Origin of the sequence: Algicella marina (assembly GCF_009931615.1) — a bacterium.
Lineage (GTDB): Bacteria > Pseudomonadota > Alphaproteobacteria > Rhodobacterales > Rhodobacteraceae > Algicella > Algicella marina.
In genome coordinates this window covers 2,055,292-2,072,967 of sequence record NZ_CP046620.1, presented here as the reverse complement: position 1 = coordinate 2,072,967, position 17,676 = coordinate 2,055,292, and the positions used below count along the sequence as shown (strand labels likewise).

At 57.0% G+C, this 17,676-nt stretch carries 16 protein-coding genes; 6 read left to right on the top strand and 10 right to left on the bottom strand.

Annotation, left to right across the window (positions count from 1 at the left end; all coding sequences use genetic code 11):
• Positions 1-125: 125 nt before the first annotated feature.
• From GO499_RS10285 to GO499_RS10270, 4 genes are all read left to right on the top strand, one after another.
• Positions 126-779, top strand: coding sequence for an endonuclease/exonuclease/phosphatase family protein (locus GO499_RS10285; RefSeq protein ID WP_161862102.1), 654 nt, complete (start codon positions 126-128; stop codon positions 777-779).
• Positions 779-2,218, top strand: coding sequence for a cardiolipin synthase (cls, locus tag GO499_RS10280; protein ID WP_284154679.1), 1,440 nt, complete (start codon positions 779-781; stop codon positions 2,216-2,218). Before GO499_RS10285 ends, cls begins: the two co-directional genes overlap by 1 nt.
• 106 nt (positions 2,219-2,324) lie before the next feature.
• Entirely contained in the window at positions 2,325-3,230 is a 906-nt protein-coding gene (locus tag GO499_RS10275) for an AAA family ATPase (RefSeq protein WP_161862101.1), read from the top strand.
• 145 nt (positions 3,231-3,375) lie between these two features.
• On the top strand, positions 3,376-4,626 hold the full coding sequence (locus GO499_RS10270; RefSeq protein ID WP_161863921.1) for a vWA domain-containing protein: 1,251 nt from the start codon (positions 3,376-3,378) through the stop codon (positions 4,624-4,626).
• Between the two features lie 33 nt (positions 4,627-4,659).
• Here GO499_RS10270 and GO499_RS10265 read toward each other — a convergent pair whose 3' ends face one another.
• On the bottom strand, positions 4,660-5,115 hold the full coding sequence (locus GO499_RS10265) for an SRPBCC family protein (protein ID WP_161862100.1): 456 nt from the start codon (positions 5,113-5,115) through the stop codon (positions 4,660-4,662).
• A 633-nt stretch (positions 5,116-5,748) separates the two neighbouring features.
• Here GO499_RS10265 and GO499_RS10260 point away from each other — a divergent pair.
• Positions 5,749-6,594 (top strand): metallophosphoesterase family protein, encoded by an 846-nt coding sequence (locus GO499_RS10260; RefSeq protein ID WP_161862099.1) that lies wholly within the window; start codon positions 5,749-5,751, stop codon positions 6,592-6,594.
• A gap of 211 nt (positions 6,595-6,805) precedes the next feature.
• Here GO499_RS10260 and GO499_RS10255 read toward each other — a convergent pair whose 3' ends face one another.
• The 4 genes from GO499_RS10255 to GO499_RS10240 all read right to left on the bottom strand — a co-directional run bounded on the left by GO499_RS10255 (position 6,806) and on the right by GO499_RS10240 (position 11,139).
• On the bottom strand, positions 6,806-7,594 hold the full coding sequence (locus GO499_RS10255) for a DMT family transporter (RefSeq protein ID WP_284154678.1): 789 nt from the start codon (positions 7,592-7,594) through the stop codon (positions 6,806-6,808).
• Positions 7,595-7,689: 95 nt separating this feature from the next.
• Entirely contained in the window at positions 7,690-8,664 is a 975-nt protein-coding gene (gene denD / locus GO499_RS10250) for a D-erythronate dehydrogenase (protein WP_161862098.1), read from the bottom strand.
• A 1-nt stretch (position 8,665) separates the two neighbouring features.
• Positions 8,666-10,423: a DUF4153 domain-containing protein gene (locus GO499_RS10245; RefSeq protein ID WP_161862097.1), complete on the bottom strand. Its 1,758-nt coding sequence runs from the start codon at positions 10,421-10,423 to the stop codon at positions 8,666-8,668.
• Complete coding sequence (locus tag GO499_RS10240; RefSeq protein WP_161862096.1) at positions 10,420-11,139, bottom strand: SDR family oxidoreductase; 720 nt, start codon at positions 11,137-11,139, stop codon at positions 10,420-10,422. Before GO499_RS10240 ends, GO499_RS10245 begins: the two co-directional genes overlap by 4 nt.
• A 181-nt stretch (positions 11,140-11,320) precedes the next feature.
• Between GO499_RS10240 and GO499_RS10235 the strand changes: the two genes are divergently transcribed.
• Positions 11,321-11,875, top strand: coding sequence for a glutathione peroxidase (locus GO499_RS10235; RefSeq protein ID WP_348520770.1), 555 nt, complete (start codon positions 11,321-11,323; stop codon positions 11,873-11,875).
• 10 nt (positions 11,876-11,885) lie between these two features.
• On the opposite strand, the gene GO499_RS10230 is transcribed toward GO499_RS10235, so the two are convergent.
• The 5 genes from GO499_RS10230 to GO499_RS10210 form a co-directional block, all read right to left on the bottom strand.
• The gene (locus tag GO499_RS10230) at positions 11,886-12,767 is read right to left on the bottom strand and encodes an NAD(P)-dependent oxidoreductase (protein ID WP_161862094.1); all 882 of its coding nucleotides are present in this window, start codon (positions 12,765-12,767) and stop codon (positions 11,886-11,888) included.
• Positions 12,764-13,900: an NAD(P)/FAD-dependent oxidoreductase gene (locus tag GO499_RS10225; RefSeq protein WP_161862093.1), complete on the bottom strand. Its 1,137-nt coding sequence runs from the start codon at positions 13,898-13,900 to the stop codon at positions 12,764-12,766. Before GO499_RS10225 ends, GO499_RS10230 begins: the two co-directional genes overlap by 4 nt.
• A gap of 374 nt (positions 13,901-14,274) precedes the next feature.
• Positions 14,275-15,900, bottom strand: coding sequence for a TRAP transporter large permease (locus GO499_RS10220; RefSeq protein ID WP_161862092.1), 1,626 nt, complete (start codon positions 15,898-15,900; stop codon positions 14,275-14,277).
• Positions 15,901-15,937: 37 nt separating this feature from the next.
• A complete protein-coding gene (locus GO499_RS10215) occupies positions 15,938-16,807 on the bottom strand; it encodes a TRAP transporter small permease subunit (RefSeq protein WP_284154677.1) in 870 nt (289 codons plus the stop codon).
• 128 nt (positions 16,808-16,935) lie between these two features.
• Positions 16,936-17,670, bottom strand: coding sequence for an SDR family NAD(P)-dependent oxidoreductase (locus GO499_RS10210; protein ID WP_161862091.1), 735 nt, complete (start codon positions 17,668-17,670; stop codon positions 16,936-16,938).
• Positions 17,671-17,676 lie beyond the last annotated feature (6 nt).

The window sequence follows — 17,676 nt, the reverse complement described above, 5'->3', positions numbered from 1 at the left end:
TTTCTTCTAGCCGAGCACGCCTACATCCGAGACTGGCCATTTGTGGGGGAGGCAATCTTCTCGAGCAGTATGAGATTGGTGGGCTCGATGTGAAAAAGTCGAATGGGAGCGATTAAGCGACGACTATGCGTCTGGCGAGCTACAATATTAGAAAAGCAGTAGGGCTGGATTGGAAGCGGGATCCGGAGCGGATTGCCGATGTGTTGGCTGAGCTTGATGCCGATGTGGTAGTATTGCAGGAGGCTGACCGGCGTATTGGGGCAAGAGCTGGCGTCCTGCCGTTGCCCAGGCTTGATGCGATGGGCTATGTCATCGCCGACATCTCCGTTCGACCGCTGAGCCACGGCTGGCACGGCAATGTTATCCTGATCCGGACACCAATGTCGGCGGACCAGCCGCGGCGCGTAGAACTGCCAGCGGTGGAACCGCGCGGTGCGGTCGCAGCAAAGATAGCGCCGGTCGGCATCACGGTTATCGGTGTTCACCTGGGGCTGACGCCTGGGATGCGGCGGCAGCAACTGGCACACCTTGTGGCATCGGCGGAGGGGCCGACGGTGATAGCTGGTGACTTCAACGAACGGAAGGCTGACCTGCAATTGCCGTTGGGCGAAGTCGTGACGCCGGGGCTGACTTTTCATTCCTCGTGGCCACGTGCGGCACTTGATCGATTTATCCTATTTGGCGTGACGGCTAGTTCGGCGCGGGTGCATGTTTCGGCGCTGGCGCGAAAGGCATCTGACCACCTGCCGGTGGTGCTGGAGCTGGATCGAGAGGCCTAATGCTGCTGTCTGTCATTGCTATTCTACATCTTTGTATCGTGATTGCCTTTACACTGAGGATCATGCTGCGCGACGACCTGACGCCGCCAGCGAGGTTGGCATGGTTCATCGTTATCAACATCGTGCCATATCTCGGCAGCGGGTTGTATTTCCTATTTGGGGAAATCGACCTCGGCCATAGGGCGGAAAAACGTCACGCGGAAATTTTTGAGAGCATTCGGTCTCAGGCCATAGATCTGATGGGCGACCCCGACGCCAGCGAGACCCTGATCAACCCGCTCTATGTACCGGCCTCCCAATACGCTGCATCCATCAACGGCTTCCATCCGGTAGCCGGGAACTGCGCGGAACTGATGGCGGATGGCTTGATGACGCGCGACCGGCTGGTTGCGGATATCGATGCGGCCAAGGACCATGTGCATGTTCTCTATTACATCTGGCTGGCAGACGGTACAGGCACGGCGGTGGCCGAGGCGCTGATGCGGGCGGCGGAGCGAGGTGTGACTTGCCGAGCCATTGCCGACGGCCTTGGCTCCCGTAGCATGATAAAATCTGCCCTCTGGAAGCAAATGGCGGCAGCGGGCGTGCAGACGGCTGTGGCTCTGCCGTTCAACAATGTTATTTCCACGATCCTTACGAGCCGGCTCGACCTGCGTAACCATCGCAAGATCACCGTGATTGATGGGGCGGTGACATATTGCGGCAGCCGCAATTCCGCCGATCCAGAATTCGGGATCAAGGCAAGGTTCGCGCCTTGGGTCGATGTGATGCTACGTTTCACCGGGCCGGTGGTATCACAGAACCAATTGCTTTTCGCCAGTGATTGGATGCAGGCGACTGGCGAGGAACTCGAGGTCATTCCCCTACAACCCGTCGTTCAAAAAGAGGGTGATGTTATCGCGCAGGTGGTGGGCGATGGACCGACCGAACGTTCCGGTGCGACGCCGCAACTTTTCGCTATAATCATCGCCTGCGCGCGCCGGGAACTGACTCTTTCCACCCCATATTTCGTACCCGACGAGACGGTGTTGGAGGCTTTGCGGGCCGCAGCGCACCGCGGCATTGATGTGACGCTGATTTTTCCCCGCCGCAATGACAGTTGGATTGTTGCCGCCGCCAGCCGCAGCTATTATCGGCGCTTGCTGGAGGCCGGTTGCAAGATCCATGAGTTCGAAGGCGGATTGCTGCATGCCAAGACATTAACAATGGATGGGGTCATCAGCCTGATCGGATCCTCCAACCTCGATCTTCGGAGCTTCGATCTCAACTACGAAAACAATATCCTTTTGCAGGACGAAGCGACCACAGCGGCGCTTCGGACGCGGCAGGACAACTACATCGCCCAATCGGCACCCGTTTTCCTCTCCGAGGTGATAAAGTGGCCATTTTACAGACGCATCTGGAACAACCTGATTGCCACCATCGGTCCAGTCTTGTGATGCCAGGGGAATGGAAGGCCTAAGGCAGACACACCCGACCTGAAAGGAGGGTTGATTTCCGTCTGCGCGGCCCATCATCTGGTGCGGATCAGGATTGGAGACCGGAATGAGTGCACTGCCGCAGAGCATAGACGAGACGCAAGCAATGCTGACAGGGGTAGACTATGTCTGTTCCCGTTCACTGGCTGTTGTAGTGTTCCTCAGCCTGAAGCTCGGACGTCCGCTGTTTCTCGAGGGGGAGGCCGGCGTTGGCAAGACCGAGATCGCCAAAGCACTCGCTGCTGGCTTGGGGCGACGATTGATCCGGTTGCAGTGTTACGAGGGGCTGGACGCTGGGTCCGCCGTCTACGAGTGGAACTTTGCGGCGCAGATGGTGGCAATTCGGACGGCCGAAGCCTCCGTAGACAAGCGCGAACTGCGCTCAGAGTTGTTTTCCGACGAATTCCTCATCCGTAGACCCTTGCTGGAGGCGATGCAGCCACAGACGGGTGGGGCGCCGGTACTACTGATAGACGAACTTGACCGCACGGATGAGCCGTTCGAGGCATTTCTGCTGGAGGCGCTCAGCGACTTCCAGGTGACAATCCCGGAATTGGGGACCGTAAGGGCAGCGGAGCCGCCGATTGTCATCCTGACTTCTAACCGGACGCGGGAGGTGCATGACGCTCTGAAACGCCGCTGCCTGTACCACTGGGTCGACTATCCGAACTTTGAACGCGAGATGGCCATCATTTCAGCTCGTGCGCCGGAAGCGCAGGAGACGCTGAGCCGCGAAGTCGTGGCCTTCGTGCAGAAGCTTCGGACGGAGGATCTGTTCAAGAAACCGGGGGTGGCAGAGACGATCGACTGGGCGAAATGCCTTGTAGCTCTCGACGTGATCGAACTATCGCCGCAGGTTATCGCGGACACGCTCGGCGCGATCCTCAAGTATCAGGATGATATCCAGAAGATTGAGGGATCGGAGGCGAAACGTCTCCTCGAAGAGGCGCGTGCCGAACTGGCGCCGGTGTGAGCATGCCGCGTGCTACCTTTTTCGGTGAAGGCGACTCGCCCTCCGCCCCTCGCTTGCTTCGCAAGATACGGTCATGGCCGTCTACCGGGATTTACCAGCCACAATCGCGGAAGGGCGATGCTTTGATGAGTGAGGTGTGGGTGAGATGGTAACCTATGCCGATCTGCCGATGCCTGAGGACGGCAAGCTGGCGGACAATATCACGCATTTCGCACGGGCTTTGCGGGCGGCCGGGTTGCCGGTCGGGCCGGGGAGGGTCGTTGATGCAATACGGGCTGTCGAGGCGGCGGGCTTTTCAGAAAAACGGGATTTCTACGCAGTGCTTGAAGCCTGCTTTGTTTCCCGCCCCGAGCATCGCGTCGTGTTTGGGCAAGTCTTCAGGCTCTATTGGCGCGATCCGCAGTTCCTTGAACACATGATGAGCCTTTTGTCACCGATGGTACGGGGCGTAAACCAGAGTCCCGAGGCGCAGGCGGCTGAGCGGCGGGCGGCAGAGGCACTGCTTGAGGGCGCGGATGCACGAAGGCCTGAAGAGCCCGAAGACCAGCCGGGTGAAGAAGTCGAGTTTGATGCGACGCTCACCTTTTCGGCTGACGAGCGACTTAAACAAATGGATTTCGAGCAGATGAGTGCAGCCGAACTCGCGGAAGCGAAGCGCGCGATAGCCCTTCTGGACCTTCCTGTACGACCTATCGCCTCGCGCCGTACTGAACCTGCAATGCGGGGACGAATCCCCGACTGGCGCGGCACGATGCGGTCGGCAATGCGCTCGGGCGGAGAAATTGAGCGTCTGGCGTACCGGGCGCGGCGACAACGCTGGCCGAACCTTGTTGCCCTTTGCGATATTTCTGGCTCGATGTCATCCTACAGCCGGATGCTACTGCATTTCCTGCACGCGGCTGCAAATGCCAAGGGTGCAGGCTGGTCGCAGGTACATACCTTCACTTTCGGCACACGGCTTACCAATATCACCCGGCACATGCGTGCGCGTGACGTCGATGCCGCATTGCGAGCTGCCGGGCGTGAAGCGGAAGATTGGGAGGGCGGCACAAGGATCGGTGCCTGCCTGCACTCCTTCAATCGCGACTGGTCACGGCGAGTAATGGGCAGCGGGGCAGTGGTACTGCTTATCACGGATGGGCTGGATCGCGATGATCCGGCAGCGCTGGGTCGGGAAGCCGAACGGCTGAGGCTGTCGGCGCGCAAGCTTGTATGGATCAACCCTCTTTTACGCTGGGACGGATTTCAGCCCCGTGCGCAGGGCGTACGGGCGCTGTTGCCGCAGGTGGATGCATTTCGGGCAGGGCATTCAATTAGGTCCCTGGAGGAGCTGTCAGTAGCACTGACACGGGCAGACGACCGGGGCGACAGGGAACGGTTGCTGGCTTTGTTGTAGGGCGCCGCGGCCGGCCCTAATCGGCAAAATTATTTAGGTCTTTGCGTCTGCATCCTCAACCGCTGCGGCAAATCTGGTGAAGAATGTGCCAGCCAGTTTCTTGGCCGTGCCTGTAATCAGACGAGAGCCGAGTTGGGCGAGTTTGCCGCCGATATCGGCCTTCGCCGTGTAACGCAGGATCGTAGCGTCGCCGTCTTCCTCCAATTCGACATCTGCGCCACCCTTGGCGAAACCCGCCGGGCCGCCGGTACCTTCACCGGTAAGCGAAAAGCGCTCCGGCGCCTGAGACGGATCGAGCTTTACCTTGCCGTTGAACTTCGCCTTTACGGGACCGACCTTGAGCGAGACCTTTGCCTCAAGGTCTGTGTCAGTGGTCTTTGTTATTTCCTCGCAGCCCGGTATGGCCTCTTTCAGGATCTCCGGGTCGTTCAGGGCGGCATAAACACGCTCGCGGGGAGCATTGATGCGGATTTCGTCTTGCAGTTCCATTTGGTTCTCCCTGGATTGTACTTCGCCGCAACATGTATGCAAGGGCTGCAGCACTTGCGTCCTGTGTATACCGCTTGTCGCGGTTTGGGGAGCGAGACGAAAGGGGAAACTGCGATATGTGACTGGCTCAGGAGTAAGGCGCAGCGAACGGTCGCTGATTGAAGCTCGTCAGCGGTCATGATGTCCTTCGCTGGCCGGTGCAGCAAATTGATCTGCGCTAGGATTGAAGGGGTGATATTCGCGGCCATAAAACGCTCCAGCGGGGCGCGGAAGCGCGCGAGCGAGTCCTCACCGTGCTCTGGCTTATGTGCCTATTGTGAAGGACGGCAGCCATCTTGCGGCTGACTGGTCTGTGAAGGTGGCACTCATCGAGCCCCCAACCGAACCCTAAATTCAGAATGACGTCGAATCCGACCGTACATATCTCTCTGCGATCCAAGCAACGCAACATTCTCTTGCTAGTATTAGGTGGCGGAGCGTGAAACCGAGGAGATATCTGTGCCTGCTGTGGAACCTTTGGTTGATAGGGACGATTTGCTTTGAGAACGTGCTGTCAGAGTGTAACATTTTAACAGTTTGCGTTTGTGGCATGTGATAGCCGTAATTGATATTCAGATTGATTGAGAGGCTTTGATGGGATTTCGAATTGCCGTGGTAACTGATATTCATCACGGCACCGGGCCCGAGGGTATTCGTGGAGGCACGGCGATGCGTTCGCTTGAACACTTCACGAAATGGGCGAACGCCCAAACTCCCGACCTCGTTTTGGACCTGGGCGACAGAATAGCTGATATTGACAGACAGACGGATCTGCGGCTTGAAGCAGAAGTCTGTGCGGGACTGTCTCAGGTTTGTGCTCCCAGAGTGCATATCAATGGTAACCATGATCGTGACCATCTTAGCGTCGCAGACAACGAGTCAGTACTCGGCCAGTCAATGGGGCATGAGACACGGGAAGCCGGGGATTGGCGGCTTTTGTTGTGGCGGGCGGAAACAGTTCTGGTGCGCGGTCGGGGACTAACGGTGAACGATGAGGATATTCATTGGCTACGGGAAGAGCTGTCCAAGGACGATCGCCCTGTGTTGTTGACCAGCCACGTCCCACCCTTCAAGCAGGACATGACCGGGAACCATTTTTTTCAGGAAAACGCGGAAATTGCGACCTACGCAAATATTGCGGCGGTCAGCGAAGTCTTTGAGCATTGCCGTTGCCCGCTGGTAACCCTCTCTGGGCACGTGCACTGGACTACGGCTCAGCAGCGTGGTGGCATCTGGCATCTGACGCAGCAGGCGATGACGGAGACGTACCAGACAGGTGAGCCTGCAAATGCATGGGGAATGATCGAGTTGGGGGAAGATGTGCTTTGGCAAGTGCATGGAGCCGATCCAATTTCTCTACGTTTCCGCCCGGCTGCGGCTCGTTGGGCGGAACCGCTGGCCAGGTTCGCGGATATGCCGCCGCTGAGCCGCCGCGCTTGATCGTTGAGAAAGCCAGTGAGGCTTTCGTCATGTCGGCCAGCAGTTTCTTAAACGCGCTCTGAGCTTCTGCACCATCGCGACTGTGACAACGGGAACTAGGCCTTATTGACCATTTGGTGAGCTTCGGCACAGCGTTCTGAGGCTACTTACGCCCTTGCAAGCGGTGCGCCGTAACTCCGCGAAGGTGCAATCCTGAAACCGTGTCCCGTCCTTAACCCTTACGCTTGCGTTCTCTTAGCCAGAGATAAAGACCTGAAGCGACGATAACGCCCGTGCCAAGGATCGTATTCCCACTCGGAGGTTGGGAAAATACCAACCATCCAATGGCTGTGGCATAGATGATTTGGATGTAGACCAGCGGCGCTAGTACCGAGGCTTCACCATAGCGATGTCCGACGGTGAAAAGGGAGTGGCCGAGGCCGCCGAACAGGCCGATGACCACTGCGGGTGCCCAAAGCCACCCTTCTGGCCAAACCCATCCGGGAAGGACCAACGGCAACAGGACGAGTGATGGCAATGCCGTGGTGATTACCTGACCGGTGGGATTGTCGTCGCGGCCCGCAACCATGCGGGTGAGGACGAAGTAGAGCGATGCACAAACGAGGGCACCCACTGAAAAAGCCATTGCAGGATGAAATTCCGTGCCACCGGGGCGCGTGATGACAAGTACACCGATGAAGCCGGTAAACACGGCGGATAGTCGGCGGATGCCGACTCTCTCGCCTAACAATGGGATCGAGAGAAGGCAGACAACCACTGGAGAAGCGAAGAAAATGGCGGTGGTGACTGTCAGGGGTAAATACTTGAGCGCCAGAAAGTTGAGAAAAGTACTGGAGACGAGCAGTATAGCTCGGGCCACCTGCAATCTCGGCGCACGGGACTGAAAGACACTCAGGCCCTCGGTGGGAAGGAAGGCTACGAGAGCGAAAATGAAAGCGCCTGCGTAGCGAAAAAAAACTACTTGCAAAGGCGGGATGGCGGTGACCAGCAGCTTGGCCATCGTGTCGATCAGTGTGAAGCAGAGAAATGCCGATAGGGACAGGACGACGGCGAGTCTTATTTTGTCTTCTCGCGGACGGGCGAGTGGCTTTGGTCTCACGCGGGCTTGTCCCGGTGATCATCCTCCATGAACCAGCGAACTGAATCGGCAAAGCTCCGGTCAGCCTGAAAGCCGAGACGGATTGCCTTTTCTGGACGAAAATGATTGCGCCATCCGTTGACAATGGGCTCAATCACAGGGTCACGCTCCCACGTGATCAGTCTTTCTGGTTCCGGTCCAACGACTTGCGTCATTGCCGCAATCATCTCTGCCACAGTGTCGGTGCGACCGGGCAGGTTCAGGCATCGGTTGTAACCAAACTGTGCCGCCGGGACGGTGGCGGCATGCATCAGGTTGGCGATGATCGTGCGTGGTGCGGTATGCCAGATTGCGAAATCCGGTCCGACAGGGCAGTTTGACTTCTCGCCTTGCAAAGGCTCCCGGAAAATGCCGGACATGAAGGAAGAGGCTGCGGCGTTGGCTCTGCCGGGTCGAATAGATACGGTCGGCAAACGCAATCCGCGACCATCAATATATCCCTTGCGGGACATGTCATTGAGAAGCAGTTCACCAACGGCCTTCTGGCAGCCGTAGGATGTCTGCGGGTTCAATTCGACACCGTCGGGCACAATCCTGGGTTCCTCTCCACCGTGAACGGCGACAGAGGATGCGTAGATGACTATAGGCGCATTTCCGGCAGCGCGCGCGGCCTCCAGCAGGTTGAGCGTACCGAAAATGTTGACGCGCATTCCGAGGTCGAAGTCCGCTTCTGCTGCGCCGGAGACGACAGCGGCGAGATGAAAGATCACGTCGAAAGGTGTTTCGAAAAGGGCAGGGCAAGTTGCCGGATGGGATATGTCGGCAGTAAGTGCAGCCACCGCGAATTCGGATTGCGGTATCTTCGGGGCGACAATGTCGACCAGTGTTAACCCTGAAATCGGATTGCCGGCAATGGACCCAGCCCGGCACAGGGCTTGAGAAAGCTTCTGGCCAATGAAGCCGCCACCACCGGTAATAAGAATGTTGGTCATGTCAGTTCCTAGGGTTCATTGGCATGAGAGTCGTGTTTCCGATCGCGAGCCCCCGCACTCCGGGATCAATCCACTCCAGTGGCCTGTCACGCAGGATCGATATTAGGTCCGCATCATCTTCGGCCGAAAAATCCACACCAAAACTGCTGAAGTGCCAAACGCCTGCATCACTGTAGAGCAGAGTCACCTGCGGATAGGTGCCTGGGTATTGCTGGGAGACAATGGCCCACTCGATACCTGAAACACGTGGCAAGAAATCACCGGCAACGGCAATGCATCGGGGTTCGTTCTCCTGAAGGCAGGATGCGTTGTGACCGTTAGGAGGGCTGTGAGCCAAAGAGTCTGATGCCACATCTTCAATGGGCGGCAGAGTTGCCGCCGCCGGACGCGTTTCGATCCGAGCGAAGAGTTGCCGCCAGCTACTGGCGTTGCCGGCGCGGGTCGCAACTTGTTCTGCAGCCCATTTGTTGTCTGCCCGCTCGGCGGCGGCGATAAGGCTCTGCACTTCCGGTCCAGGTTTCATTGCTTTGAAGGAATCGAGAGCGTTCTTGCCTGCTTTTCCCCATTCGTGCGCGAGGGGATAGTAGGAATAGGTTGCCGGATCGGTGAGGCCGCCAGTGAGCCGGGCCAACTGAGAACGGGCGGAAATGCGCTGCGCGTCGAGCAAGGGGGTGAACCATAGGATGGCGATCCCCACAGTTGCCAAGACTGACCAGAGCAGACCATTGCGCACGTGACGTTGCCAGTCAGATCTGCTGGGTAGAGCGTACGCAGCGACGGGCAGAGTGAAGATCAGCGCAACTGCTGCTGCAAGGATGCCTGCTAGGCGGTCAGGGGTCCAGCCGTACTCGCCGATACGCAACCACAAAGCATAAATGGCTATGGAGACCATGATCGGCAACGCTGCCCCCAGAATTCTCAAGGACCAAAGCAGTATCAGGTGCCGGGCGAAATCCTCATCCTTTGTCCCCAGAGTGGCAATTACCAACAGCATCGCACCCGCAGTCATTGCCAGCATGGTGCCAGCAGCCGATCGTTGGCTAAACACTACATCGAGCCCTTGTACCAATGCGGCAATTACAAAAAGTGTGGCGACTGCAGTAACAGGCAAAAGCAGCAGACGAAGCAGGCCGAAGACCAGCCTGAGTATGGTGGTGATCAATTCATCCAGCTCGAAGGCGATGGCGAGAACCACGCCCAGAACCGCGCCTGAAAGCGTAATGCTGAACACTTCTTCGCTGGCCAGATCATCAAGGATGTCTATGCCGACGAGTTCCAGTAGTGCATTGGACAGAAAGTAGACTGCCCAGAACAACAGCAGGAACAAAAGTGCAATAATCGTTTTCAATGCTGCCGACCAAGCACTCCGGAAAAAAGTGGCATAGTCGAACCATTGTCTGGTGACGGAAAGCGGAATGAGGAGGGTAACCAGCAGAAGAAACGGACCGATCATCAGGCCACTGCTGGCTGGTTCGAGTATGTCGGAGGGGCGGTCCACTGTGAAGCGCAGGCCGGCGAGGACTACCAGCAGGGACAAGGCAGTCGCGATAATGGCAGCACGCAGAGCTGCGACAGCTGGCAACAGCGGTCCGGCCAGAAGACCGAATGCGGGAAAAAAGGCGATGGCAAAATAGACTACAAAACGATGTAAGCTGGCAGGCGCCATGGCAAGCGCCTGTTCCTCCAGGAGTATGTAATATGCAAAGCCAGCAACAGCGCCGGTTGCGCCGAGGACGAGGCGCAACCTTTCAGCCGTCATCCCGACCAGCCGCCATCAATCACGTGACCCTGTCCGGTGGTAAAGGCACTTTCGTCCGACGCAAGATAGACGGCAAGAGCGGCAATTTCTTCTGCCTGAGCGATCCTGCCCATTGGTTGGCGGGCGACAAACTCCCTCATCGCGGTCTCATAGTCGCCGGTGGCCTTCAAGCGTTGGTGAAGCGACGGGCTGTCGACCGTTCCGGGACAAATAGCATTACAGCGGAGACCGGATGTGATGTATTCGCGCGCGACGGATTTTGTCATTCCCAGCACAGCCGCCTTGGTTGTGCCGTAAATGAAGCGGTTCGGTGCACCGATAATAGAAGAGCAAGCAGACGACATGTTGATGATGGAACCTGTACCGCGTTCGACCATACCAGGCACTGCCGCTTGCATAGTGTGGAACATGGCCCGGACGTTCAGAGCGAAGGCAAAATCCCAATCCTCCTCCGTGGCTTCTAGGATCGTGCCGGAATGTACAAACCCGGCGCAGTTGAACAGGACATCTGGCTTGAACTCTGCAATAGCGGACTGTACGGCGACTTTGTCTGTCACATCCAGCCGGGCCGTTTCGCATTCCAGTCCGTCAAGCAGGTCGGAGTTGATGTCGGTTGCCATGACAATGGCACCTTCAGCGATGAAAGCTTCGACGGTAGCGCGGCCGATACCCTGACCGGCTGCAGTGACGAAGGCGCGCTTGGCTTTAAGGCGCATGGTGTACTCCCTGTGATATGGTCTTTTGCCATTTTCCCTAGCGCGGCGCGGGCATGTTGTCACGCGGCTTTGGCGCTCGGCGGGTACGTACCGCAATAACGGAAAAACATTTTTTTTTGCTTGGATGAACTGAAATCACGAATTGGTGCGTATATATAGGACAGACACGGGGAGTATGACGATGGTTGGACGGCGCGCGGTTCTGGTCAGTCTGGTGGCGATGCTGGCAGGCCCGATTTGGGGGGCTGAGGATGCCGAAATGGATTTCACCTTCAACTCGATTGATGGCGCCGAAATTCGCCTGTCGGATTTCATCGGCAAGCCGGTGTTGGTAGTGAATACTGCATCTCTTTGCGGATTTACTTACCAATATGAACAATTGCAGGCATTGCACGAAGCCTATGACGGCAAGGCTGTGGTGCTGGCAATACCGTCAGAAGACTTTGGCGGCCAGGAATACGCAAGTGAGGCCGAAGTAAAGGAATTTTGCTCCGTAAATTTCGGACTGACACTTCCAATGACCGAGATTACCCGCGTTTTGGGCACGGATCGGCACCCTTTTTATGATTGGGCAGCGACGCAAGGCATTGAGCCGCGCTGGAACTTCCACAAAATCTTGATAGGTCCGGACGGTGAAATAGTGCGAGAGTTTCCGACGCCAGTGAGGCCCGACAGCCCCGAGATAACCGAAGCGATTGAAAGTCTGATCGCGCAAGGCTATCCCGGGCCAGCCTGAGCGCTTTCGTTCAATTCTTCTGCAGTAAACTCGCGAACACGTCGACCATTTCTGGCACCATCTTCCTGCCATCTCCGCGGGTCTTTGCACTTTCCAATGCTGAGAGGGCGCATTGGCTCATGATGCTTGGGGCGTTCAGATCTTCCGACATGAGGGTGTAATAGCCGACGTCCTTTGCTGCATTCTCAACGGAAAACAGTAGATCCACCTGCCCGTCCACCGCATAATTGCGGATGAACTCCATCATTCCGGACTTGAGTGGACCTGCTGCCATGACCTCGAATAGCGACTGGCGATCGACGTTCGCACGGTCGGCCATGGCAAAGGCTTCGGCCATGGCGGATGCGGTTGTCATTGCAAAAAAATTGTTGATCAACTTGATTGTATGTCCGGTCCCTACCGGACCGAGATGGAAGACATTCTCCCCCAGGTCGTCGAAGATCGGCCTGACTTTATCGAAAGCGGCTTTGTCACCCGCGCCCATAATATTCAAGAGACCTTCGCGGCCGTGGGAAGGCGTGCGGCCAAGGGGAGCATCAAGATACTGACACTCACGCGCTGCGACCTCGGAGGCAAGTTCCTTAGTGGAGCCGGGGAGTGAGGTTCCAAAATCGATGACGACTTTTCCAGGAGAGAGTCCTTCGATCACGCCTTCGGCGCCGCGCATTCTTGCTTCGACATGTTCCGAGGTGCCCATGCATAGCATGATGACATCGGCACTCTGGGCTACGGCACGGGCGTTCTCGGCCTCCGTTGCGCCGCGGGCGATGGCCTTGTCCAATTCGGTGCGGTCCCGGTTGCCGAGAACGGTAAGATCGTAACCTTTGTCTTGCAGGCGGGCCACCATCGCGCCGCCCATTAGGCCAAGGCCGATAAAGCCAATGTGTGTCATGAAGGAACTCCTGTTTCCGAAAGTAGACTATCGGGCTGATCAAGCAAGGCACATGCCGCCAGACGGCCCAGTTCATCCGAGCATTTTGCACCTGCGCCGTTTCCGGCGGTGGCGACGGTGAGACGCGGGCCGAGGCGGCCGATGATGGGTTTGCCCGAGTGAGAGAATGTTGTCATGCACGCGGCTGAGGAAACGCTTCTTATCTCCAGTTCTGGCATAAGTCGACGAACCAGGACTTCGAGGTGATCGCGTACTCGTGGATTGCCATCGGTTGCGAACCAGTCGTGGATTTCTGCGCGAGTGGTCAGCAAATGGTCGACAGGATCACCACCGATCTTGAGATAGATCCTGCCATCCGGATAGCGGATAGGAGGCAAGAGGTAGGGTTCGGCCTCATCTGGCTGCCGGAAGACGAGCGAGGGCATTTCCTTGAGGCGAATTGCCTGATCCTCGCTCACTTCCAATAGGGCTACAGTGCGGGCATAGACACGAAGGCCGAGTGGCCCCGGCAGCAGATGATCGGTGAGGCCACCGGTGGCGACCAGGATTTGATCGCCCTCGATTTCGCCCTGGGTAGTAGTGACGGTCGTGACGGAAGCAGTCATGTGGAAGCCTGTGGCTGCCGCAGGGACCAGTCGTGCACCACTTTTCTCGGCAAGGTGTGTCTGGGCAGCGACGAGCGCTCGCGGAGAAATGTGGCCTGCTTCCTGCTGTTCGTACAAAGCCTCAGTGCCGGCGACAAATCGGAAGAACGGGAAGCGCTGTCGGAGAACGGGAAATGTCAGATGCTGACTGGCGTCTCGATGCCGGGAACTGGTGCTGAGGGCACAACGGAAAAAGTCATCACCAGCCGGCCCGGCCATCATTGCACCGGTTTCGGTAAAAAAACGGACGCCGGAAGCTGCTTCGAGTTCGCGATAGCGCGCAATTGCACGAGTGGAGACTTCCGACCAAAACGGGTCGGTGGCATTTTTCCGGGTGATCCGCCCCTCATCCCAATGACTGCCAGGTGTGGTGCCTTCCAGCGGACCGACAAGAGTGACAGCATGGCCTGCTTCCGCGAGGTGGCGGGCCGCAGCGGAACCGATAAGGCCACGGCCGATTATAGTGATGCGAACTGGCTGATCTATCATCTGCTCCAGTGTTCCCTGGCGGATGGCGAGTGCGACGATAAGAGCGGAAAGCTCGGCGTTACCGGAGCAGATGGGCGCGCCATCTTCAAGGGCGACATGGCGAGAATGCGTGAGTTAAGCGGTTATGGAGTTAGTTGCTGGAGGATGTCGGAACTACATTTCGACGACTGAGGCCAATCCGCTGTACCGCGCCAATTTGTAATAAGAAGGGAGCTTCTCACAATCGCCTTTCTCTTTGAGGTGACCGTTGGAGTTGAAGACCGTATTTGATCCGACACCAACGAAAAGTTCAGCCGATGAAGATTTTCACGCCGGCCAGCGAGATTGCTTCAAATGCAGCATCCTGAACAGTGTTGAATAAAGTCTGCAACACATCAAAGGAAAATGGCGATGATCGGAGGCCATATCAGCAAAATCGAAAGAGCGAGAATCTGGAGGCCGATGAAAGGCAGAAAGCCGCTGAAGATGTCGGTTAGAGAGATTTGCGGCGGTGCCACCGACTTCAGATAGAAGGCGGCTGGACCAAACGGCGGCGACAGAAAGCTGACCTGCATATTCATACAGAAAACCACTCCGAACCAGATTGCGACGTGACGCGGATCGAGTTGACCGAAGACCCCGATCTCCTCTACCGGCAGTCGAAGGACAATGGGCAAAAAGACTGGCATGATAAGGAGCACAATGCCGACCCAATCCATGAACGCACCCATGAACAGGAAAATCAGCATCATCGTCAGAATGATTCCCATTGTGGGCAAATCGGCCGAAAGGATGAGATTGGCAACGTAGGTTGGTCCGCCTGCAATCGTGTAAGCCCCGGCGAGCGCCGTGGCACCGATGGTGACCCAGATTATCGTTCCTGTAGATTTCAGCGTGCGCATCAGGCTGTCCCACACGAGATCGACACTTGCTTCACCTCGGATTAAAGAGATGACAAATACAGCGACGACGCCCATTCCGGCCGCTTCGGTAATGCCTGTGATGCCGCCGTAAATTGAACCCAGGACGACGCCAATTACGACAATGGGCGCGACCAAGCCCTTACCCATCGACCAACCTGTAGCAGCACGTTCCCGTCCCAGCACGAAGAAGATTAGTAAGAGGCAAAGGCCTGTGAAGCCACCAAACCACGGTAGGTAGTCGGCGGTGCCGAGGGCAATTGGGTCGACACCCTCTTCGGCCAGATTCTGCCCCGTCACGGTGAAGAACAGGGCGCGGAAGAACAGGAAGGCAAAGAGACCGCCACCGAGGATGGAGAGAAACGCGGCGAATAGCTTGGCCTTCTCGCCAGACTCTGGGTCATTGGGGTCCGGATCCGGCAAAGGTGCCAGATCACGATTAAGCTGTGTCCGAACTACTATGTATATGATGAAGAAACTGGCGAGCATGAAGCCGGGCAGGAAGCTCGCCGTGAACAGCGCCTTGATCGAGGTTTCAGTAATCAGCCCATAGATGATGAGGACGATGGAGGGCGGTATCATTGTGCCGAGTGAGCCGGAAGCGCAAATGGTACCGATGGCAAGGTTTTGATTATAGCCGAGCCGCAGCATTTGCGGGAGTGCGATTAGGCCGAGCAGGACCACCTCGCCGCCAATTATACCGGACATTGCGGCCATGATGACGGCCATTATGGACGTAACGATGGCAATGCCACCGCGGGTGCGATTGAGCCAGACGTTGAGCGATGAATACATTTCCGACGCGATGCCGGAACGTTCAAGCAGGCTGGCCATGAAAATGAAGAGTGGAATCGATATCAGTACGTAATCCGTTAAAAGGCCGTAAACCCGTTGTGCTAAAATGTTCAGTGGGCCGCTGCCAAACCTTCGGGTGAGTGTGCCTTCCCCGAAGGTCCAAGGTTCCAGTATCAGTGTGGGTTCAAACTTGAGCACCAGCACAAGGACCGCGAGCGCCGCGGACGCGAAGCCCAACGGCATCCCGATCGCCAGCAATGCGAGCATGGCAAGCAGGAGGATGAGCGAGATAGTTCCGATATCCATGATGTTCAGCTGTCCTCAACTGACCGGTGCAACCGGCTCATTCCTTGATGTGCGCGCGGATTTCGGCGATCTCATCCTGGTCGATTTCATCTGCCGGTGTGTGGGTTTCCGGTTCCTTGTTCCAGTCCATCAGCAAGTTCCAAGCAGCTTGCAAGGCGACAAGGCCGATGACGAACAGGATAAGAGGTTTGAGCGTCGCCGGAAGTGGTGGGTCAAACGCTGTTCCAAATGTTTCCCACCGCAGAAACTTGTCGTAAGCCTCTTTGAATCCGCCGTAGAACATGAAGAAGGCAAACAGTGCTATGAGCAGGGCTGAAATGCTGTCGCAAACTCGTTGGAGCCAGCGGGGGAAGGTGTCGTAGATCAGAAAAATCCGGATGTGACTGCGTTGCTGCATCGCATAGAGCCCTGAAAAGAGGAACACAAACCCGGCAAGCCAGAGCGAGAGTTCGTTAGCCCAATAGGTGCCGCGTTCGAACACGTAGCGGACAACAACCTCGTAGAGCATTACGAGTACAATCAGCGCAATCAGCAGCATCGTGATGCGACCGATGAAAAGCGGCACGCGATCCAAGCCCTTCCAGTCTCCGTATTCCATCGGAGCACAGCGAACCGTGAACATACCGACAATGAAGATCACTGGCAGCAAAGCAAGCGCTGCGAAATCCAGAGCACCAGCAGGCGTGAACAGGTTTTGGGTCGCCTCAGAGGCCCATCCAAAGCTGATAATGTAACGCGGGCCATTCCATATGACCCACGAGGCAACTGCTATGAATGCAGCGGGCAGAAGCCACTCAGCCGGATTCGTTACCTTCTGACGCCTCTCAGCGGACATAGGCGCCACCGGTCTTCTGACTGATTGCGAAAAGTCGCGGGCACGGCGATCCGCCGGCACCTTCAGGTGCACACGATGACATTGTCTTTCCTCCCCATCCGGCCTCTGTGGGCCGGTATCCGGTTGCCCCGTATGCCGGGGGGTTTGCCCAAGCTATCTTTCCGGGTGCAGCGTGGCAAGCAAAAGGGATTGCAGATACCTTAGTAAGTGGCCCGACCGCCGGAAAGATCGAATACGCCGGCGGTGGTGAAAGAGTTTTCCTCTGATAGTAACCACAGGATCATTGCTGCCACCTCACCAACCTCGACAAAGCGGCCACGGGGGATTTTTGACAGCATGAAAGCGATGTGTTCTTCGCTCATCTGATCGAAAATGGCCGTGCGAGCGGCAGCCGGAGTAATGCAGTTTACGGCAATATTCTGCCCGGCCAATTCCTTGCCCAGTGATTTCGTCAGCCCAATGACGCCGGCCTTGGACGCGGAGTACGCGGAGGCATTGGGGTTTCCCTCCTTGCCCGCAACTGAGGCGATGTTGACGATCCGTCCATACCCCGCCTTTTCCATGAATGGCACGACAGCGCGGCAGCAGTGGAATATTCCGTTAAGGTTGACGTCAACAATCTTGTGGAATTCGGCAACAGGGTACTGAGAAAGCGGCGCATTGGAGCCCGCAATGCCGGCGCTGAACACAGCGAGGTGCAGGCCGCTTGCGGCAGATTTTGCCGCAGCTTCCGCACAGGCATCGGCGTCAGTTACGTCAAGTTGGATTGCGTCGCATCCGATTTCAGCGGCAGTGGCGTCAGCGCGGGCGCCATCGGCGTCCCAGATGGTGACATTTGCGCCACCGGCGACAAGTCTCTCCGCTACGGCGCGCCCGATCCCTTGAGCTCCGCCCGAGACTACAGCCGTTTTTCCTGCGAATTCTTTGTCGTTCATATTGGC